Here is a 20,461-nt window from a genome sequence, read left to right as displayed (position 1 = left end):
CCTGACCGAGGAGAACCTGCATGGACACCCAGATGCTGATCGGCTCGAAGTTCGAGAACGGCACCGAGACCGAGGAGCCGATTCTGAATCCAAAGACCGGGGCGACCATTCTCAACCTGCCTGAAGCAAGCCAGGCGCAGATCGAGGCGGCTGTTACTGCCGCCGGGCGAGCATTCGTTTTGTGGTCACGCACAACGCCGGCGCAGCGCTCCGGCTATCTCCTCAAGATCGCCGACCGCATCGAGGCCAACGCGCGGGAGTTCGCGGCGCTCGAGGCGCTGAATTGCGGCAAGCCGATCAACGCCGTGCTCAATGACGAGATCCCGGCGATCGTCGACTGCTATCGTTTCTTTGCCGGCGCTGTGCGTTCGATGCCGGGCGTGGTCGCCGGCGAATACATTCCCGGCCACACCTCGATGGTGCGGCGCGATCCGATCGGCATTGTCGCTTCCATCGCGCCGTGGAACTATCCACTGATGATGATGGCCTGGAAGCTGGCGCCGGCCATTGCCGGCGGCAACACCGTCGTCTTCAAGCCGTCGGAGCAGACGCCGCTGACGGCGCTGAAGCTGGCCAGGATCCTGGCCGAGGTTCTGCCCGAGGGCGTCGTCAATGTCGTGCTCGGCCGCGGCGACAGCGTTGGCAACACGCTGATTAATCACGCCAAGGTCAACATGATTTCGATCACCGGCGACGTCGCCACGGGCAAGAAGGTGCTGCAGGCCGCCGCCAAGTCGGTCAAGCGCACGCATCTGGAACTCGGCGGCAAGGCGCCGGTCATCGTTTTCGACGACGCCGACCTCGGCGCCGTGGTCAACGGCCTGCGCGCTTTCGGCTACTACAATGCCGGGCAGGATTGTACAGCCGCCTGCCGCATCTATGCCGGCAAGAAGATCTACGACAAGCTCGTCGCCGATCTCTCATCTGCCGTCTCGACCATCAAATACAACCAGCCCGATGACACCGAAAACGAGATCGGGCCGCTGATCTCGCGCCGCCAGCGCGATCGCGTGTCGAGCTTCGTCGAGCGCGCTTCGGAACTGAAGCACATCGAGATCACCACCGGCGGCAAGCCGGGCGCAGGCTCCGGCTTCTACTACCAGCCGACGGTGGTTGCCGGCGCGCTGCAGGAAGACGAGATCGTGCGCCGCGAAGTGTTCGGCCCGGTCGTTTCCATCACCCGCTTCTCCGAGGTCGATGAAGCTGTGAACTGGGCCAATGACAGCGACTACGGCCTGGCATCCTCGGTGTGGACCAAGAACGTCTCGCGCGCCATGGCGACGGCCGCCCGTCTGCAATATGGCTGCACCTGGATCAACACCCATTTCATGCTGACCAACGAGATGCCGCATGGCGGGCTGAAGCAGTCTGGCTATGGCAAGGACATGTCTCTCTATGCGCTGGAGGATTATACCGCCGTTCGTCATGTGATGGTGGCGCATGGGTAGAGGCCGCCACTATCTCTAAAATATTCGCCAACCCGTTTTCTGTACATTAAGCGAGAGTTACTTTTGCGGTACGGCGGGAGTTCACGATTTACTGAATATTCAACCTGAACGAGCAGCCTCTTGCCGGGAAACCGCGCGGCGAGGGGTTTGCGCATGAACACGACCAAGATCAAGCTGGTACTCATTGGCGGCTTCTGTCTGCTGATCGCTGTGTTCGGCGGCAAGGACATGATCAAGAAGAGCGGCTGGCCCGAGGCGCCTGCTGAAATCCTCGCGGTCAATGTCGAATGCGACATGGAATCGACCGCCCACAAGATTGTCTACAAGACCGTCAGCACCGCCACGATCCCGTGCGAACTGGTGGATGCGTTCAAGACGGTTCATGCTGACAAAGAGTGGAAGGTGACCCAGAAATTCACCGGCACCTTGCGCGTCGGCACCGGCGCCGACGCCGTCGAGGCCACGATGGGATGGAGCTGAACAAGAACGGTGCCCGCGAACCGCAGGTCGGCGACAAGCTCACCGTCGTCCAGAACCCCGCCAACCCCACCCAGATCGAACGCACCGGCATGACCGGCACGCGTTTGACGATCGTCATTGGCGCTGGACTGCTCGGCGCGTTGCTTCTCTATCTTGCTTTCAAACCCCGCCGGCGGATGTCGACCTCCGTGGCGGGCAACCCTGCCGGAGATGCCGGCGCGGACCAGCGCGCGCGCCAGGCCGACGCCTTGATAGCGGCGGCCCTGGCCAAGCAGGCCACATTGCCCAATCAGCCGGCACGTGTCGCGGCTGCCGGATCGGCCAGGGAAGGGCGGTTTTCCGGGCAGCGGACGAGTTTCGGCCGCCGCAACTGATGGCCGAAAACTGCTGCACCTGCCATGGCTACTCCACGATGCGGTAGATGTTCCAAAGGCTGGTGCCTGAAACGACGTAGGGCTCCATCTCCTTGCCCCATTTGGCGTGCGCGTCGATCTTGCCGATCCTGGCGAAGAATCCCTCCAGCTGGGCAAGGCTTTCGACCTGCTGATGCGATTCGACCGTCGCTTCCCGAGCTCCGACCGAACCGGTCATGATCTGGAACTCGAGATCGGCAATGCCGACCTGAGAGCCGATCTCGCGTTCCCATTTCTTCAACAGGTCGAGCACGGTCTGCTTGTGCCCGAACTTGGCGTCGATCTGCCATCTGGCGCTGAACATTTTTGTCTCCTCCAGTTTTGCGGCCCAAACCGCGGTTGATCTTTCCGCGGTGGAACTACTCGTCCCAGGCCTGCACGACGGTCTGTCGTGCAATCCGCCCATTCTTCAGCTCCAGCATCGCCGCGCAGAACACTTTCGTTCCGTCCGGATAGGCGCAGGCCTGGGTGAAGGCGAGATTGTCGCCATCGGCGATGGTGGTGTCGACCTTGTGGGTCATCGCCCGGCTGCAGATGTCGTCCCAGAAGGTGCTGATCGCCGCCCGGCCGCGGATCTCGCGCGGCTTGCTCGGCGGATTGTTGCGGTCGATCACCCGCACCAGTGCGTCGTCGGCATAGAAGCTAGCGAGCATCCTGCCGTCCCGTCCTTCGATCGCTTTCTTGATCGCCGCGCCGTCCACGCTCTGCGTCTTGGTCAGCATCTTCTCCTCCATGGCCCGTTGATCGGGCGGTTGAATGATCACAAGCAATGCCCGGCGCACCGCCCGGCATTTTCTTTCACTGCGACTTGGCTTTGACGGCTGCGAACACGCCGTCGGTCTGTTGTTTGAAGGTCGCGAAATCGACCTGGCTGCCGTTGAGCATCGTCGACCAGTGGCGCACGATGGCCGCCATCGCGATCGCCTCCTTGATCTCCTCATCGGTCGCGCCATTGAGCTTGGCGGCCTCGGTGTGGAAATAGATGCAGTACTGGCAGGGGATCTGCGAGGCGACGGCCAGCCCCAGCAGTTCCTTGGTCTTGCCGTCGAGCGCGGTCTTGGGGTTGAGCTGCACACCCTTGATCTCGGCCCAGGCGCCGGCAACCGCGACATCGGGCAGCGTCTTGAACATGTCCGGCACTGAGCCGAGCGTCGCCTCGATGTCCTTGTAGGCGGCGGCCGCCGAGGCATCCTCGGCCCTGGCGGGAGCGATCGTGAACAGCGCGCCAACGCCTGCCGCTATCACCAGCGATTTGATCGACCTGTTTGACTTCAGCATTGCATCCTCCATCCGCAGTGCCTTTCCCGGCGACATCCGCCTGGCCTGCATGGAGAGAATTGGTACGCCTCGACCCCACCTGGCCGCTTCGCCCGAAAGCGCCATGGTCCCTATGGCCCGTCCGGGCCAGCCTGCCTGGCGGAAAATGCCGCTGCCGCGGCCCGTGACGGCAAATCGAGCTTCAGCAATATGTTGGCGACATGACGCTTGACCGTATGCTCGCTGAGCCTCAGCTCGGCGGCGATCGCGGCATTGCTCTTGCCGTCGGCGATCAGGATCACCACCTCGCTTTCGCGCGCCGTCAGTTGAGCCGGCTCGGCGGGTTTCGCCTTGGGGCGGCAGGCCGGCTCCAGGTGCTGTTCCGACGTCGCCTGGACCAGCGCCAGCGGGTCGTCCAGCTCATCCACCGTGACACGCCCGGCATCGATGAAATACAGGCCGGAGCCCGCCGCCAGATCGGCCGCCAGCCGCGAGGCCAGAATGTCGCCGCGCCCGGCATGGGCGGCGATCTGCATCGTCACCCGTGCCATCAGCCCCACCGGCGGCCCGCGCATTTCGACCTCGCCGACATGGGCGCCCTGGGCGCTTGCAATGCCCATATGTTGCGCCGCATCGCGCAGTGCCGCCGCGCAGCGTATGGCCCGCGCCGGCCCGTCGAAGCGCGAGATCATCAATTCGCCATGGATGCCGGCAACGCGTCCGCCATGACGGCCGACCAGCTGCCGCCAGCTCTCCTGGAAGCGCTCGCTGCGCTCGCTCCACATGCGGTCGCCAACCCGCGCCGTGTCGTAGATGCGTGTCGCCAGAAGAGCGGCAAGCACGCGCTCCGCTTCGGCCACGGCACGCTCGCCGGTCAGGAATTCCTCGATCAGGTCGGCCACCCGGTCGACATCGCCGGTCCAGATCGGGTGGTCGCGCCCGGGGACCTCGACCAGTCGCGCATTCGAGATGTTTTTCGCCAGAAAGCGGCTGGCTCCGGGGTCCACCCGCGCGTCGTTGCGGCGATGGATGAGCAGGGTCGGTGCGCCGATCGCCGAAAGCACGCCGCGCACATCGATTCCGGCATTCATCCGGGCAAGGGCTGCCGCTGCCGTCGGACTGGCCGACAGCCGCTCGAAGCGGGCCCACCACTGGGTGAAATGCGCATCATCTACCCGGCCGGGAGCGAAGTTGGGCAGTGTGGCGCCCGTGCCCCATTCCGTGCCGGCCGTCGCGATGAAGGCCTCGAGGCGCTCCGGCGACATCACCCATTTGTGGAAATGCGCATAACCGCCATAGAGCGCCAGCGCTCGTGTCCGTTCCGGATAGGTGGCGGCAAACAACATTGCCATCGGCGCACCTTCCGAAGCGCCGAGCAAGGCCGCGCGGCCGCTGCCGGTGGCATCCATCACCGCGCGCACATCGTCCATGCGGGTTTCGAGGCTGGGCAGGTGGCGTGGGTCGACGCGGTCGGACAGGCCGGTGCCGCGCTTGTCGAACAGGATCAGCCGCGAGAACGCCGAGAGCCGTTTCAAGAGCCTGGCGTAGCCCTCGTCTTCCCAATGCAGGTCGAGATTGGAGATGAAGCCGGGCACGAAAACCAGGTCGAACGATCCCTGGCCGACCACCTGATAGGCGATCCGCACGTCGCCGCTGAGGGCATATCGCGTCTCGATCGGCCTCACGTTGCTATCCCGTCCGGCCAGACGATTTCTAATCGCCGACCATAGCAGACGCCCGGCGGATGCGGCAGCCAAACTTTAGAAGACAGGAATATAGCCCGCGGCGAACCGTGTTCGCCCGCCATTTCTGGGGGAGGCTATTTCTGGGGAGCGGCGCTCTCTGCACCCGTGGGTTGGACGTAGCCGATGCTCACATCGGCCTGCTCCTCGGTCTTCGGCCGCTTGATCCTGGCCGAGGCCACGACGACGAGTTCGTCAAAACCTTCGCCGCCGCTGTCCAGCATCTCGAAGAACTGCCGGCGCATCCTGGGCTCCCAGAACTTGTTGATGTGCTCGGCCACGCCCGCCACACCTTCCTCGCGGGGCCTTGAATGGAAGAAGGCGGCGATCTGGTTCGCCATGCGCACCAGCTTTTCCCCGGTGCTCGTGATGTGTTCTTCGTCATGCGACATGCTGGGCAACTCCCAAGACCACCCGTTCCGGGTGGGTGAAAACATCGAAATCGTCGCCGCGCACCAGCGCCACCATCGTCATGCCGGCCTCTTCCGCGGTGCGGATGGCAAGGGCTGTCGGCGCCGACACGGCGATGATGAAGGCGGAGCCGATCGCCGCCGTTTTCTGCACCATCTCCACTGAGACGCGTGATGTCACCACCACCGCGCCGGATGCACCGTCAATGCCGGCCTTGGCCAGCGCGCCGGCCAGCTTGTCCAGCGCATTGTGGCGGCCGACATCCTCGCGCGCCATGACGATGCCCTTGCCGGGGATGTAGAAGCCCGCTGCATGAACTGCGCCGGTTTCCGAATGCAGTGGCTGCACCTTTGATAGAAGTTTCACCGAGCGGGTGATGTCATCGGCTTCAAGCGTAGGTTTTGACGCACCAACCTTGTCGACCGAGCGCATCGCTTCCTCGATGGATTCTATGCCGCACAGCCCACAGCCAACCGGCCCGGCCAAGCGCCTGCGTCGCGCCTCGAAGCGGGTGTTGGCCTGGTCTTTCAACCGAATCTGGATGTCGATGCCGGCGCCATGGTCCTCGACCTCAATCGCTTCGATTTCGCTGGGCAACGCGATGATGCCTTCGGTCAGCGAAAAGCCGAGCGCGAAATCCTCGAAATCGGCCGGGCTCGCCATCATCACCGCATGTGTGGTGCCGGCAAAGGAGAACGCCACCGGCGTCTCCTCCGGCACCATGCGGTTGGCCGCCGCAGTGCCGCTGGCGCGGTGGGCAAGGCGAGAGATTTGGGTGGTGGCTTGGCGTTTTCGGGTCACGAGGCGCGCCCCTCTGCCCTGTTCGTCCTTAGCAGTAGCTGTGGAGGCTCGCGCCTTTCCTCTCCCCCGTCGATTGGGGGAGAGGTGTCAAGCGAAGCTTGACGGAGTGGGGGTCGACTGCTCGCCAGATAGGCCGGTTTGCCTGCTCTTTGGGTTGTGCGCGACTTTCGACGGCTGCGTGTTGCGGGGCCGGCTTCCCCCACTCCGTCGCCGCTTCGCGACGCCACCTCTCCCCCCTCCGGAGGGAGAGGAAAGGCGCCAGGCGGCATAAGCTCGCGTCCTTCCTCTCCCCCGTCGATCGGGGGAGAGGTGTCGAGCAAAGCTCGACGGAGTGGGGGTCGACCAACCGTCAAGATTGAAGCTCTCATTGTCGAACGCCGTGGCAAGACTACTCCGCCGCCTGTAGCGGAGCGATGCGGCGGCTCTGCTCGGCCTGCTCGTTATAATCGCGCTGCCAGTCCGAAGGCCCGTTGGAGGCGCCGACCTGCACCGCGGTCACCTTGTACTCCGGGCAGTTGGTCGCCCAGTCGGAGAAGTCGGTGGTGATGACGTTGGCCTGCGTGTCGGGATGGTGGAAGGTCGTGTAGACCACACCCGGCGACACCCGGTCGGTGATCAGCGCACGCAGCGTCGTCTCGCCCGAACGGCTGGTCAGCCGCACCCAGTCGCCATCGCGCAGGCCGCGGTTCTCCGCATCGTGCGGATGGATCTCCAGCCGGTCCTCCGAGTGCCACATGACGTTTTCGGTGCGCCTTGTCTGTGCACCGACATTGTACTGGCTGAGGATGCGGCCGGTGGTCAGCAGCAACGGGAAACGCGGCCCGGTCCGCTCGTCGGTCGCCACATATTCTGTGCGGATGAACTTGCCCTTGCCGCGCACGAAGCCGTCGATATGCATGATCGGCGTGCCGAGCGGCGCCTTCTCGTTGCAGGGCCATTGCACCGATCCGACACGGTCGAGCAGATCGAAGGAGACACCGGCGAAGCTCGGCGTCGTTTTGGCGATCTCGTCCATGATTTCGGAGGGATGCTGGTAGTTCCAATCCAGCCCGATCGCGCGGGCAAGCTCCTGTGTCGCTTCCCAGTCGGCATAGCGCGCCTTCGGCTCCAGCACCTTGCGCACCATGTTGATGCGGCGCTCGGCATTGGTGAAGGTGCCGTCCTTTTCCAGGAAGGTCGAGCCCGGCAGGAAGACATGCGCGTAGTTCGCTGTCTCGTTGAGGAACAGGTCGTGCACGACGACGCATTCCATCGCCGCCAGGCCGGCCGCGACATGCTTGGTATCAGGGTCCGACTGCAGGATGTCCTCGCCCTGGATGTAGATGCCCTTGAAGGAGCCGTCGACGGCGGCATCCAGCATGTTGGGGATGCGCAGGCCCGGTTCGTCGTCGAGCTTCACCCCCCACAACGTCTCATAGATGTCGCGCACCGCCTCGCCGGAGATGTGGCGGTAGCCCGGCAGTTCATGCGGGAACGAGCCCATGTCGCAGGAACCCTGCACGTTGTTCTGGCCGCGCAGCGGGTTCACGCCGACGCCGGGACGGCCGATATTGCCGGTCGCCATGGCAAGGTTGGCGATAGCCATAACCGTGGTAGAACCCTGGCTGTGTTCGGTGACGCCGAGGCCGTAATAGATCGCGCCATTGCCGCCCTTGGCATAGAGCCGTGCAGCACCTCGGATCAGTTCAGGATCGACGCCGGACAGCTTGCCCACGATTTCGGGGCTGTTTTCCGGCAAGGCGACGAAAGAAGCCCAATCCTGGAACTCCGCCCAGTCGCAGCGATCGCGGATGAAGGCTTCGTCGAAAAGCCCTTCGGTGATGATGACATGCGCCAGCGCCGTCAGCACCGCCACGTTGGTGCCGGGCTTCAGCGGCAGGTGATAGTCGGCCTCGATATGCGCCGACTTGACCATTTCGGTGCGGCGCGGATCGAGCACGATCAGCTTGGCGCCCTGACGCAGCCGCTTTTTCAGCCGCGAGGCGAACACCGGGTGCGCGGAAGCCGGATTGGCGCCGATGATGACGGCGACATCGGTGAAGTCGACGGAATCGAAATCCTGCGTGCCGGCCGAGGTGCCATAGGTCTGGCCGAGGCCGTAGCCGGTCGGCGAGTGGCAGACGCGCGCGCAAGTGTCGACATTGTTGTTGCGGAAGCCTTGGCGCACCAGCTTCTGGACGAGATAGGTCTCTTCATTCGTGCAGCGCGAGGACGTGATACCGCCGATCGAGGTGCGGCCGTATTGATACTGGATACGGCGGAATTCCTTGGCCGTATGGGCGATGGCCTCTTCCCAGCTCACCTCGCGCCAGGGATCGCTGACCTTTTCCCGGATCATAGGCGACAGGATGCGGTCCTTGTGGGTGGCATATCCATAGGCGAAACGGCCCTTCACGCAGGAGTGGCCGTGGTTCGCCTTGCCGTCCTTATAGGGCATCATGCGAATGACTTCGTCGTCCTTCACTTCGGCCTTGAACGAGCAGCCGACGCCGCAATAGGCGCAGGTGGTGACGGCGGAGCGCTCGGGCATGCCCTTCTCAAGCACGGTCTTTTCACGCAGCGCATCGGTCGGACAGGCCTGCACGCAGGCGCCGCAGGATACGCATTCGGAGGCGATGAAATCCTCGTGCATGCCGGCGACCATGCGCGATTCGAAACCGCGGCCCTCGATCGTCAGCGCGAAGGTGCCCTGCACCTCCTCGCAGGCCCGCACGCAGCGCGAGCAGACGATACATTGCGCCGGATCATAGGTGAAATATGGGTTGGACTCGTCGCGGGCGATGTAGTCGACCGCCAGCGAGCCATGGCCGGGCGCGACGCCGTTTTCCTGCTTGACGTGGTTGCGGCCCTCGATGCCGAAGCGGTTCTCGGTCAGGCCGACCGATTTCGCCACAACGTCGAACTCGCTTGCGCCGGTGCCGGCCTTCTCGTTCCAGCCGGTCGGGTGGTCGGAGACGTAAAGCTCCATGACACCGCGGCGGATGGCGTCGAGCCGCTCGGATTGCGTGCGCACCACCATGCCTTCGCCGACGGGCGTCGTGCAGGATGCCGGCGTGCCGCCGCGCCCGTCGATCTCGACCAGGCAGACGCGGCAGGAGCCGAACGAGTCCAGCATGTCGGTAGCGCAGAGTTTTGGGATCTCGACCCCGCCTTCCATCGCCGCGCGCATGATCGACGTACCCTCCGGCACGCTGATGCTGCGGCCGTCGACGATCAGCGTAACCTGCTTTTGCGCCTTCGATTCCGGGGTTCCGTAATCGAGTTCTTCGATGAGTGTCGGGAAGTCGGCCTTGATATTCATCTGCCAGCTCCTATTCAGCAGCCACGCGCGCCGGCGCGGGCTTGAAATCTTCGGGGAAATGGGTGATCGAGCTCATCACCGGGTAGGGCGTGAAGCCGCCCAGCGCGCAGAGCGATCCGAACTTCATCGTGTTGCAGAGATCGGTGACCAGTGCCAGGTTCTTCTCCGGCTCGATGCCGGCGGCAAGCCGGTCGATGGTCTCCACCCCGCGTATCGAGCCGATGCGGCAGGGCGTGCACTTGCCGCAGCTTTCGATGGCGCAGAACTCCATGGCAAAGCGCGCCTGCTTCAGCATGTCGGCCGTGTCGTCGAACACGGTGATGCCGGCATGGCCGATCAGCCCGTCGCGCTTCGCGAACTCTTCGTAGTCGAACGGCGTGTCGAACAGGCCGCGCGGGAAATAGGCGCCGAGCGGGCCGCCGACCTGCACCGCCTTCACCGGGCGACCTGTGGCCGTACCGCCGCCGATATCGTCGACGATCTCGCCCAGCGTCATGCCGAACGCCGCCTCGAACAGGCCACCGAACTTGACGTTGCCGGCGATCTGTATCGGGATCGTGCCGCGCGAGCGGCCCATGCCGAAATCCTTGTAGAAGGCAGCACCCTTGTCCATGATGATGGGCACGGAGGCTAGGCTGATGACGTTGTTGATCACCGTCGGCTTGCCGAACAGACCCTGGATTGCCGGCAGCGGTGGCTTGGCTCGGACCACGCCGCGCTTGCCTTCAAGGCTGTTCAGCAGCGAAGTTTCCTCGCCGCAGACATAGGCGCCGGCGCCGACGCGGATTTCCATGTCGAAGGCGTTGGGCGAACCCAGCACGCTGACGCCGAGCACGCCTGCCTTGCGGGCGACCTCGACAGCCTTGTTCATGACAGCCACCGCATGCGGATATTCCGAGCGGATATAGACGAACCCCTTGGTCGCGCCGGTGGCGATGCCGGCAATCGTCATGCCTTCGATGAGCACGAAGGGGTCGCCCTCCATGATCATGCGGTCGGCAAAGGTGGCGCTGTCGCCCTCGTCGGCATTGCAGACAATGTATTTGCGGTCGGATGTCGTATCGAGCACCGTCTTCCACTTGATGCCGGTCGGGAAGCCGGCGCCGCCGCGGCCGCGCAAGCCCGATTCCGTGACCTGTTTGACGATGTCGAGCGGCGCCATGGCCACCGCGTTCTGCAGGCCCCTCAGCCCGCCCAGTGACTTGTAGGCGTCGAGCGATAGCGGGTCGTTGATGCCGCAACGCGCGAAGGTCAGGCGCGTCTGCTTGGCGAGGAACGGGATTTTGTCGGGCGCGCCCAGCCAGCGCTTGTGATGCCCGCCGGTCAGAAAGCCGCTGTCGAACAGGCTCTTGACGTCTGAGGGCTTGACCGGCCCGTAAGCGACGCGGCCCTTTTCGGTCGCGACCTCGACCATCGGTTCGAGGAAATAGGCGCCGCGCGAGCCGTTGCGGACGATCTTGGCCTCGACACCCCGTTCGGCCAGTTCCGCACGAACAGCCTTGGCGACTTTTTCGGCGCCGAGCGCCAGCGCGCCGGAGTCACCTGGAATGTAGATGCGCGGGATCATGAGCGTACCTCCGCGACGATCTCTTCGATCTTCTCGTCATCGAGCCGCCCGATCACCTCACCATCCAGCATCGCCGACGGTGAACAGGCGCACAGCCCGAGGCAATAGACAGGCTCAAGTGTAACCGATCCGTCGCGGGTGGTCTCATGGAAATCGATGCCGAGCAACTGCTTGACCTTTGCGGCGATCGCATCGGAACCCATCGACTGGCAGGCTTCCGCCTGGCAGAGCTTGAGCACGTGCCGGCCGGCCGGCCGGGCACGGAAATCATGATAGAAGGTCACAACGCCGTGCACCTCGGCCCTCGACAGGTTCAGCCCATCGGCGATGACGGGCACGGCGTCCTGCGGCACGTGGCCAAATTCTTCCTGGATCTCGTGCAGGATCGGCAGCAGCGGGCCTTCGAGGCCCTTCAACTCCTGGATGATCGCCGCCGTGCGCGACTGTATCTCGGTACTTGCTGGCTGCATCGTCACGCAGCGCCCTCCCTATCGTAGCGATCGATGCATATATCGTCCAAAGCATGAAGCGGTTTTGGAACAACGACATGCCTACGCCGCTTAATCGCTAAGTGCTTAAGAAATCAGAGAAAACCTCTGAAATCAATAAAGCGGTTTCGTTGCACGATAGAAAATTTCTATCGCGCCGGTTGACCAGTTATGACTAGCTCAGCGATTGGCGCGGAAATCGTCTGCCAGCGCCATCGCCTCGTCCAGCAGCGCCTGCACCAGCGGCGTGTGCGGTTCGCGCGGCGCGGCGACCAGCCCGACAGTGTGGCTGGCATCCGGTTCGACGATCGGAATGGCCCGGATCGGCTCGGAAAAACCGAATGTTTCCGCCAGGTTGAGCGGCATGATCGACGACCATTTGCCTGTCCGTATGTGGGAGAACAGCACGATCATCGAGTTGGATTCCAGTGTCGGCCGCACCTGCACGCCGGCCTCGGCCAGATGCTGGTCGATGATGCGGCGGTTCTGCATGTCCGGCGTCAACAGGCAGAGCGGCAGCTGGCTGATTTCGGCCCATGTCACTTTGTCGCGATCCGAATAAGGATTTCCGACCGCCGTGATCAGCTGGTAGCGCTCGTCATAGAGCGGCACGCTCGTCACCCGTCCGAGAGGCTCGTTGTCGAGATAGGTGATGCCGGCATCGACGTCGAAATTGCCGAGCAGCGACAACACCTCGATCGAGGTGCGCGACAGGATAGAGAAGGTGACGCCCGGGTGCTTCTCGCGAAATGGCGTCGTCAGCCGCGCCACCATGGCGAGGGCGGTTGGGATGGCGGCAATACGGATACGCCCGGACAGGCCATGTCGCGCCGCCCGCATCTCTTCGCGCATGGTCCTGGAATCGCCGACGATGCGACGCGCCCACACCAGCACCTGCTTGCCTTCCGGCGTCAGCCCCTGAAAGCGCGAACCGCGATTGACCAGCATGACGCCGAGCTGGCCCTCCAGCTGCTTGATCCCGGCCGACAAGGTCGGCTGCGTGACGCCGCACGCTTCCGCCGCCCGGCCGAAATGCTCCTCCTTGGCCAGCGCGATGAAGAATTCGAGCTTGTCGATCATGCCATCCGTCCGTTCGTTGCGCGCAAGGTCGGGGAAATTGCCTTTCGCCGCAAGCTCTACCCGCAATTGGCCATGCATCCACATCTTTGGGCCGGCTGGCTGTTTCCCCCGGCCGAACACGGCGCTATGTGGTTGGATGGAATACGAGGAGATCGGACATGCTGGGCTGGTTCCGCAAGCTTTTGCCGCGCGAAGATCGCTTCTTCGACCTCTTTGAACGGCATTCCCGCACCGTGGTCGGCGGCGCCGAGGCGCTGGAGCAGCTTCTGCAGGGCAAGGACATCGATCGCTGGTGCCAGAAAATCATCGATCTCGAGGACGAGGCCGATCATATCACGGCCGAAGTCCTGCTGGCGGTGCGGCGTTCCTTCATCACGCCTTTCGATCGCGGCGACATCAAGGACCTGATCCAGTCAATGGATGACGCCATCGACATGATGCACAAGACCGTCAAGACGGTGAAGCTGTTCGAAAAGAAGGAATTCGACCCGCTGATGCAGGAGATGGGCGGCGTCATCGTTGCCGCCTCCAGGCTGGTTGCCGAAGCGATCCCGCTGCTCAGCAAGGTCGGCACGCACACGGTACGCCTCAACGCCATCGCCGAAGAGGTGATGCGCGTCGAAAGCCGCGCCGACGATCTGCATGAGCAGGGATTGAAGGACCTGTTCAAGCGGCATGGCCGCAGCGATCCGATGGCCTACCTGATCGGCTCGGAGATCTACGGCCAGCTGGAGAAGGTGGTCGACCGCTTTGAGGACGTCGCCAACGAGATCAGCGGCATCGTCATCGAGAACGTTTAGGCAATGGAAGCCACCATCGCCTTTCCCGTGCTGATCGGCCTTGTCGCCGTCGCGCTGTTTTTCGATTTTCTCAACGGCCTGCACGATGCAGCGAACTCCATCGCCACCATCGTCTCCACCCGCGTGCTGAGACCGCAATATGCGGTCCTGTGGGCGGCTTTCTTCAATTTCATCGCCTTCATGTTCTTCGGCCTTCACGTGGCTGAAACCGTGGGAAAAGGTATCGTCGACGTCAGCATCGTCACGCCGGCGGTGATCTTCTCGGCGCTCGTCGGCGCTATCGTCTGGAACATCGTCACCTGGATTGCCGGCATCCCGTCCAGCAGTTCGCATGCCCTGATCGGCGGGCTTGTCGGCGCCGGCGTTGCAAAGGCTGGGCCCGGCGCCATCGTCTGGACCGGGCTTGGCAAGACGGTCGCCGCAATCGTCGTGTCGCCGGCGACAGGGTTTGTTCTGGCGCTGGTCCTCATCCTGGCCGTTTCCTGGCTGTTCGTGCGCCAGACACCGTTCGCCGTCGACAGCACTTTCCGCGTCATGCAGTTCTTTTCGGCCTCGCTTTATTCGCTAGGGCACGGCGGCAACGACGCCCAGAAAACCATGGGCATCATCGCCGTGCTGCTCTATTCGCAAGGCATGCTCGGCGGGACGTTCTACGTGCCGCTGTGGGTCGTCCTCACCTGTCAGACAGCACTGGCGTTCGGCACTTTGTTCGGCGGCTGGCGCATCGTCCACACGATGGGCTCGAAGATCACCCGGTTGAACCCGATGCAGGGCTTCTGCGCCGAGACCGGCGGCGCCATCACCCTGTTTGCCGCCACCTGGCTTGGCGTTCCCGTGTCGACCACCCATACGATCACCGGGGCCATCATCGGTGTCGGCGCTGCCCGTCGCGTCTCGGCCGTGCGCTGGGGCATTGCCGGCAACATCGTCATCGCCTGGATCGTCACCTTGCCGGCCACGGCTGCAATTTCGGCGCTCACCTACCTTGCGGTTGGCCTGGCAAGGTGAGGCGGACACCGTGGTGCTTGGAGTCGCTGCCAATCTGCACTATCTGAGCCGCAGCCAAACGCCTTAGGGAACAATGCATGTCCGTCACCAAGGAAATCGTCACCGAGCGTCTGAAGACGGTCAACGGGCCGGACTTCACCGGCAACATCGTCGACCTCGGCATGGTTTCGGAGATTTTCATCGCCGATTCGAAAGTGTTTTTCTCGATCACCGTTCCCGCCGCCCGCGCACAGGAGATGGAGCCGCTGCGCGCCGCAGCCGAGCGTGTCGTCAAGGCGATCCCTGGTGTCGCCGGCGCCGTCGTCGCGCTGACGGCGGAGAAGAAGGGCGGCGGCATGGAGGCTCCGGTTGCGTCGCGCCCGGCGCCCAGGCCGGCACCGACGGCCGCGCCCGCCGCGCCGCGCCCAGCTCCACACTCCCCAGCCCCGCACGCCCCGGCCTCGCAAAGCTCGGGCAAGCGCGGCGTGCCCGGAATCGAGGCGATCATCGCGGTGGCGTCCGGCAAGGGCGGCGTCGGCAAGTCGACCACCGCTGTCAACATCGCGCTTGGCCTCGCCGCCAACGGTTTGCGTGTCGGCGTGCTCGATGCCGATATTTATGGCCCGTCCATGCCCAGGCTGCTCAACATCCATGGCCGGCCGCAGACCGTCGACGGCAAGATCCTGAAACCGATGGAGAATTACGGCCTTAAGGTGATGTCGATGGGCTTCCTCGTCGACGAGGAGACGCCGATGATCTGGCGCGGTCCGATGGTGATGTCGGCGCTGACGCAGATGCTGCGCGAGGTCGAATGGGGCCGCCTCGACGTGCTCGTCGTCGACATGCCGCCCGGCACCGGCGACGCGCAGCTGACCATGGCCCAGCAGGTGCCGCTGGCCGGCGCCGTCATCGTCTCGACCCCGCAGGACCTGGCGCTGATCGACGCCCGCAAAGGATTGAATATGTTCAAGAAGGTCGACGTGCCGCTGCTCGGCATCGTCGAGAACATGAGCTATTTCATAGCCCCCGATACCGGCAAGCGCTACGACATCTTTGGCCATGGCGGGGCGCGGCGCGAGGCCGAGCGACTCGGCGTGACCTTCCTCGGCGAAGTGCCGCTGGAAATGGGCATTCGCGAAAGTTCTGATGAAGGTGCTCCGGTGGTAGCGTCGAAGCCAGACAGCGCCGAGGCGAAGATCTATCGCGGCATTGCTTCGAAGGTCTGGGACCGGGTCAACGAAGAACGCGGCGCGGCCGAAGCGGCGGTGCCGAACATCGTGTTCGAGTAGCTCGGATATCCCTTCCCCTTGAGGGGAGGGTGGCCCGAAGGGCCGGGTGGGGTCCGCGGTGACACGCTCGACGCTATTTCTTTACAAGTCGAGGCAGCTCAACTTACGTTGAGGCAGTTGAGGCGACCCCACCCGCCTCGCTTCACGAGGCACCCTCCCCTCAAGGGGGAGGGGAGCCCACCTTCTCGCCAAAGCTTGAAAAAAACTGCCCGGCCAGCTTCTTCGAAGTCGATTCGATGAGCCGGCTGCCGAGTTGGGCGATCTTGCCGCCGACTTCGGCTTTGGCCGCGTATTTGAGGACCGTCGCATCCGGCCCGTCCGCCGTCAGCGTCACGTCGGCGCCACCCTTGGCGAAGCCGGCAATACCGCCCTTGCCCTCGCCCTGGATGGTGTAGGAGTGCGGCGGCTTCAGGTTCTTCAGCGTCACCTCGCCGTTGAATGTCGCCCTGATCGGTCCGATCTTCAGGACCACCGTCGCTGCCATTTCGGTCGGCGATTTCATCTCCAGGTTCTGGCAGCCGGGAATGGTCGCCTGCAAAACCTTCGGATCGTTCAGCGCTTCCCACACTTTCTGCAGGGGGGCGGCAATGCGTTCCTCGCCTTCGATCACCAAAGCCATCGATACCTCCCGGACAGACTTCGAAGGCCTAACGCACGGTCTGGTCTGTGTCTATCGCACCAAAGTCCGGTTGCGACGGTGCGCCCTCTTGCCTGCTTCCGCGCGTTGCCATATCGATTTGTCTTACAAATACGGAGACCATGATGGCAGGCGCCCCCACCGGAAAGAAGAAGTTTCGCTCGCAGGAGTGGTTCGACAATCCCGACAATCCAGGCATGACCGCGCTTTACCTCGAGCGCTACCTGAACTACGGCCTGACGCGGGCCGAGCTAATGTCGGGCAAGCCGCTGATCGGCATCGCCCAGACCGGCTCGGATCTGTCGCCATGCAACCGCCACCATATCGAGCTCGCCAAGCGCGTGCGCGAAGGCATCGTCTCGATGGGCGGCATCACCTTCGAATTCCCGTGCCATCCGATCCAGGAGACCGGCAAGCGCCCGACCGCGGCACTCGACCGCAACCTTGCCTATCTCGGCCTGGTCGAAGTGCTTTACGGCTATCCGCTCGACGGCGTCGTGCTGACCATCGGCTGCGACAAAACCACGCCGGCGCTGCTGATGGCGGCGGCCACCGTCAATATTCCGGCCATAGCACTTTCGGTCGGACCGATGCTCAATGGCTGGCACAAGGGCAAGCGCACGGGATCGGGCACCATCGTCTGGGAGTCGCGCCAGCGCCTCTCGGCCGGCGAGATCGACTATGACGAGTTCATGGACATCGTCGCCTCATCGGCGCCGTCGACCGGCTATTGCAACACCATGGGCACCGCCACCACGATGAACTCGCTGGCCGAGGCGCTCGGCATGCAATTGCCGGGCTCGGCTGCCATCCCGGCGCCCTATCGCGAGCGCGGCCAGATCTCCTATGAGACGGGCAAGCGCATCGTCGAGATGGTGCATGAGGATCTGAAGCCGTCCGACATCATGACGCGCAAGGCCTTCGAGAACGCCATTGTCGTCAATTCGGCGATTGGCGGCTCGACCAATGCGCCGATCCACCTCAACGCGATTGCCCGCCATCTCGGCGTGCCGCTCACCAATGACGACTGGCAGACGGTCGGCCTCCATGTGCCGCTCATCGTCAATCTGCAGCCATCTGGCGAATATCTCGGCGAGGACTATCATCATGCCGGCGGTGTGCCGGCTGTGGTTGCCGAACTGATGAAGGCCAAGCTGCTGCCCTATCCCGAAGCCATGACCGTCAACGGGAAATCGATCGGCGACAATTGCAAGGGGGTCGCCAACGAGAATACCGATGTCATCCGCACTGTTGCCGAGCCGCTGAAGGCCAATGCCGGCTTCATCAATCTCAGCGGCAATCTGTTCGATTCCGCCATCATGAAGATGAGCGGCATCTCGCCGGAATTCCGCGAACGCTATCTCTCCAACCCGAACGACCCGGAAGCCTTTGAAGGCAACGCCATGGTCTTTGACGGGCCGGAGGACTACCACGCCCGCATCGACGATCCGGCGCAAGGCATCGACGAGCACACCATCCTGTTCATGCGCGGCGCCGGCCCGATCGGCTATCCCGGCGGCGCCGAGGTCGTCAACATGCAGCCGCCGGCCTATCTCATCAAGAAGGGCATTCACGCGCTGGCCTGCATCGGCGATGGCCGCCAGTCGGGCACATCCGGCTCGCCCTCTATCCTTAACGCTTCGCCGGAGGCCGCCATTGGCGGCGGCCTGGCGCTGCTCAAGACCGGCGACCGTGTGCGCATCGACTTACGCAAAGGCACTGCCAACATCCTCGTTTCCGACGAGGAAATCACGCGCCGCCGTGCCGAACTGCAGGTCGATGGCGGCTATCATTATCCCAAGCATCAGACGCCATGGCAGGAGATCCAGCGCTCCATGGTCGACCAGTTCTCGGAGGGCATGGTGCTGAAGCCGGCGGTGAAATACCAGGACGTCGCGCACACCAGCGGCGTGCCGAGGGACAACCACTGAGCACCCGCTTGATATGAAAATGCCGGCCTGATCGGGCCGGCATGAAAGCCTTGGCGTAAGCTTGTTTGGATGGCGGCCTCAGGGTGGAGGCGGGCCGGACGAAGCGGCGATGGCTGTGATGCCGGAGAGTCGTCCTGCCTTGCGGATGACTGGTGTGTGATACTGTTTCTTCATAGGACCCGTTGCCCGTTTTAGATCACTGCTCGCACGCCAACTGATCCCACCTGTCAGTATGACATTGCAGTCCTCGTCAGTTTCGGGTTTTTTGACACGAAATCAAGAGGGGTCCAGAGCGTCGTCCATGATGATGGTTTTCCGCCACGGGCGTATCCTTGCCGCCTAGCCCGATTGACATTGCCCCGGTCGACATTGCTATTGTCGGCGCGGGCATGGCCGGTCTCTTCCTGGCGTGGCGCTTGTCCCAAAGTGAAAAGCCCGCAAGGATCGCAGTTTTCGAATCCGCCGGTCGCGTCGGCGGTCGGGCCTCCACGGTCTCATTTCCCGGAGAGCCGAACTTCGGCATCGATCTCGGCGCGATGATGCTGATGCCGCAACATCGGCTGCTCAAAAAACTCATGGCGACGCTGGATGTAAAGCTGTCGGGTATGGACGTCGTCACCGGCGCCAACCGGCTCCATCTGCGCGGTAGGAGCCTGCCCTACGCCGCTATATCGCGCTTTGCGCCGCGCCGCCTGTTTGCCTATGACGTGACGCGTCGGCTGCAGGAAAAAGGCCCGTCCCGCCTGCTGCGAAAGGCGGCAGCACTGATCCTGCCGGGTTCGGAGGCCTTCGGCAGCGCCGAATGGAACGGCGCCGCAGGCTTCGTTTATCGCGGCCGCAAGCTGGCGGATTGGGCGACTTGGGATGTGCTGGCGACGGTCTTGACCCCGGAGGAAATGGCTTTTGCCGAGGACGCGGTGGGCTATTCGTTGCTCCTGCGCGGACCCAACGCCGCCGAGACGTTCAGGCTTGCGCTCGGCGAGCTGAGCGGCGGCCGCTCCTATTGTTCCCCCGATGGTGGGTTCCAGCCGGTTGCGGAGCGAATGGCCGGGCGGATCGCTGTCAGCGGCGGCGCCGTCCATCTCGATCACACCGTGACCGCCATCGCCCGCTCGGCGCAAGGGATGGTCTTGTCTGTCGAGGGGCAGGGCGGGACGGTCGAGGCGCGCAAGGTCGTGCTGGCGTTACCGGTCCGCCCCCTGCGGACCCTGCTGGAAAAGTCCGGCATCGAGCAGCCCAGCGATCTGCCGGCACCGGAACCCTGGCCGATGCTCACGCTGGCCGCCTGCTATGCCAGCCCATGGTGGGCTCGAAACGGCATCGCGGCCGGCCACAGCGTGACCGATCTGCCGGCTCGCCAGATATGGCAGTTCACAAAAGCGGACGCGCGCGACGCGACGATTCGGCGGAGCGTCGCCATGGCCTATTGCGATGGCAGGCACATGGTATTCTGGCGCTCACTGCTGCCTGAGCTCGCTCGGCGCCACGGTTTTGCGGTTTTGGCCGAGGGACATTCCGCGCTGGAGGCCTTTCACGGCCAGATGGTCGAAGTCCATGGCAAACACGGCGCCATCTCGAAACCCATCGGCGGGTTTGCGCAGGATTGGGGTGCGCCGGCCTATGGCGGCGCGTCGCATGTCTGGGACCGTGGCATAGATATCTCCGGTATAAAACTGGCGAGCCATACGCTTGCTCCGGGCATTCATGTCTGTGGCGAAGCGTGGTCCAACAATCACGGCTGGATCGAGGGCGCGCTGGAAAGTGCGGAAGACCTGTTGCAGCGGGAATTCGGGCTCGACGCCTGGCTTGCCTGAGACTCCGCAAGGGCG

The 20,461-nt window shown here is 63.6% G+C and carries 19 protein-coding genes; 8 read left to right on the top strand and 11 right to left on the bottom strand.

Annotated elements, in window-relative coordinates; genetic code table 11:
* The first annotated feature begins 20 nt into the window (after positions 1-20).
* The 3 genes from NKI35_RS04410 to NKI35_RS04400 all read left to right on the top strand — a co-directional run bounded on the left by NKI35_RS04410 (position 21) and on the right by NKI35_RS04400 (position 2,302).
* The gene (locus tag NKI35_RS04410) at positions 21-1,448 is read left to right on the top strand and encodes a gamma-aminobutyraldehyde dehydrogenase (protein ID WP_023831166.1); all 1,428 of its coding nucleotides are present in this window, start codon (positions 21-23) and stop codon (positions 1,446-1,448) included.
* A 153-nt stretch (positions 1,449-1,601) separates the two neighbouring features.
* Positions 1,602-1,928 carry a hypothetical protein gene (locus NKI35_RS04405; protein WP_352738754.1) on the top strand — a complete coding sequence of 109 codons (327 nt, stop codon included), beginning with the start codon at positions 1,602-1,604 and terminating at the stop codon, positions 1,926-1,928.
* Positions 1,919-2,302: a hypothetical protein gene (locus NKI35_RS04400; protein WP_352738751.1), complete on the top strand. Its 384-nt coding sequence runs from the start codon at positions 1,919-1,921 to the stop codon at positions 2,300-2,302. The genes NKI35_RS04405 and NKI35_RS04400 overlap by 10 nt, the downstream gene beginning before the upstream one ends.
* A 28-nt stretch (positions 2,303-2,330) precedes the next feature.
* On the opposite strand, the gene NKI35_RS04395 is transcribed toward NKI35_RS04400, so the two are convergent.
* The 10 genes from NKI35_RS04395 to NKI35_RS04350 form a co-directional block, all read right to left on the bottom strand.
* Positions 2,331-2,645 carry a hypothetical protein gene (locus tag NKI35_RS04395; protein WP_352738749.1) on the bottom strand — a complete coding sequence of 105 codons (315 nt, stop codon included), beginning with the start codon at positions 2,643-2,645 and terminating at the stop codon, positions 2,331-2,333.
* Positions 2,646-2,700: 55 nt separating this feature from the next.
* A complete protein-coding gene (locus NKI35_RS04390) occupies positions 2,701-3,063 on the bottom strand; it encodes a nuclear transport factor 2 family protein (protein WP_023688799.1) in 363 nt (120 codons plus the stop codon).
* 76 nt (positions 3,064-3,139) lie between these two features.
* Positions 3,140-3,619 (bottom strand): carboxymuconolactone decarboxylase family protein, encoded by a 480-nt coding sequence (locus NKI35_RS04385; RefSeq protein WP_023688798.1) that lies wholly within the window; start codon positions 3,617-3,619, stop codon positions 3,140-3,142.
* Positions 3,620-3,729: 110 nt separating this feature from the next.
* Positions 3,730-5,283 (bottom strand): alpha/beta fold hydrolase, encoded by a 1,554-nt coding sequence (locus NKI35_RS04380; RefSeq protein WP_352673658.1) that lies wholly within the window; start codon positions 5,281-5,283, stop codon positions 3,730-3,732.
* Between the two features lie 134 nt (positions 5,284-5,417).
* Complete coding sequence (locus tag NKI35_RS04375) at positions 5,418-5,732, bottom strand: formate dehydrogenase subunit delta (RefSeq protein ID WP_023688796.1); 315 nt, start codon at positions 5,730-5,732, stop codon at positions 5,418-5,420.
* On the bottom strand, positions 5,722-6,552 hold the full coding sequence (gene fdhD / locus NKI35_RS04370; protein ID WP_352738747.1) for a formate dehydrogenase accessory sulfurtransferase FdhD: 831 nt from the start codon (positions 6,550-6,552) through the stop codon (positions 5,722-5,724). Before fdhD ends, NKI35_RS04375 begins: the two co-directional genes overlap by 11 nt.
* A gap of 388 nt (positions 6,553-6,940) precedes the next feature.
* Positions 6,941-9,853 (bottom strand): formate dehydrogenase subunit alpha, encoded by a 2,913-nt coding sequence (fdhF, locus tag NKI35_RS04365; RefSeq protein ID WP_352738744.1) that lies wholly within the window; start codon positions 9,851-9,853, stop codon positions 6,941-6,943.
* Positions 9,854-9,863: 10 nt separating this feature from the next.
* Entirely contained in the window at positions 9,864-11,420 is a 1,557-nt protein-coding gene (locus NKI35_RS04360; RefSeq protein ID WP_023703520.1) for a formate dehydrogenase beta subunit, read from the bottom strand.
* Positions 11,417-11,896 carry a formate dehydrogenase subunit gamma gene (locus NKI35_RS04355; protein WP_023738147.1) on the bottom strand — a complete coding sequence of 160 codons (480 nt, stop codon included), beginning with the start codon at positions 11,894-11,896 and terminating at the stop codon, positions 11,417-11,419. The genes NKI35_RS04360 and NKI35_RS04355 overlap by 4 nt, the downstream gene beginning before the upstream one ends.
* Before the next feature lie 192 nt (positions 11,897-12,088).
* A complete protein-coding gene (locus NKI35_RS04350; RefSeq protein WP_023688790.1) occupies positions 12,089-12,988 on the bottom strand; it encodes a LysR family transcriptional regulator in 900 nt (299 codons plus the stop codon).
* A 158-nt stretch (positions 12,989-13,146) separates the two neighbouring features.
* Here NKI35_RS04350 and NKI35_RS04345 point away from each other — a divergent pair, with 158 nt between their 5' ends.
* From NKI35_RS04345 to NKI35_RS04335, 3 genes are all read left to right on the top strand, one after another.
* A complete protein-coding gene (locus NKI35_RS04345) occupies positions 13,147-13,788 on the top strand; it encodes a DUF47 domain-containing protein (RefSeq protein WP_023673429.1) in 642 nt (213 codons plus the stop codon).
* A 3-nt stretch (positions 13,789-13,791) separates the two neighbouring features.
* Complete coding sequence (locus tag NKI35_RS04340) at positions 13,792-14,796, top strand: inorganic phosphate transporter (RefSeq protein WP_352738741.1); 1,005 nt, start codon at positions 13,792-13,794, stop codon at positions 14,794-14,796.
* 77 nt (positions 14,797-14,873) lie between these two features.
* Positions 14,874-16,064, top strand: coding sequence for an Mrp/NBP35 family ATP-binding protein (locus NKI35_RS04335; RefSeq protein WP_027049316.1), 1,191 nt, complete (start codon positions 14,874-14,876; stop codon positions 16,062-16,064).
* Between the two features lie 160 nt (positions 16,065-16,224).
* Here NKI35_RS04335 and NKI35_RS04330 read toward each other — a convergent pair whose 3' ends face one another.
* Positions 16,225-16,683 (bottom strand): SRPBCC family protein, encoded by a 459-nt coding sequence (locus NKI35_RS04330; protein ID WP_352738739.1) that lies wholly within the window; start codon positions 16,681-16,683, stop codon positions 16,225-16,227.
* Positions 16,684-16,826: 143 nt separating this feature from the next.
* Here NKI35_RS04330 and NKI35_RS04325 point away from each other — a divergent pair, with 143 nt between their 5' ends.
* Positions 16,827-18,632, top strand: coding sequence for an IlvD/Edd family dehydratase (locus NKI35_RS04325; protein ID WP_352738737.1), 1,806 nt, complete (start codon positions 16,827-16,829; stop codon positions 18,630-18,632).
* A gap of 332 nt (positions 18,633-18,964) precedes the next feature.
* The gene (locus tag NKI35_RS04320; protein ID WP_023682062.1) at positions 18,965-20,446 is read left to right on the top strand and encodes a flavin monoamine oxidase family protein; all 1,482 of its coding nucleotides are present in this window, start codon (positions 18,965-18,967) and stop codon (positions 20,444-20,446) included.
* The last annotated feature ends 15 nt before the right edge of the window (positions 20,447-20,461 follow it).

Origin of the sequence: Mesorhizobium sp. M0676 (genome assembly GCF_040320535.1) — a bacterium.
Classification (GTDB): domain Bacteria; phylum Pseudomonadota; class Alphaproteobacteria; order Rhizobiales; family Rhizobiaceae; genus Mesorhizobium.
Note: the sequence above shows the minus strand (reverse complement) of the source record. Positions and strands in the feature narration are given on the sequence as shown.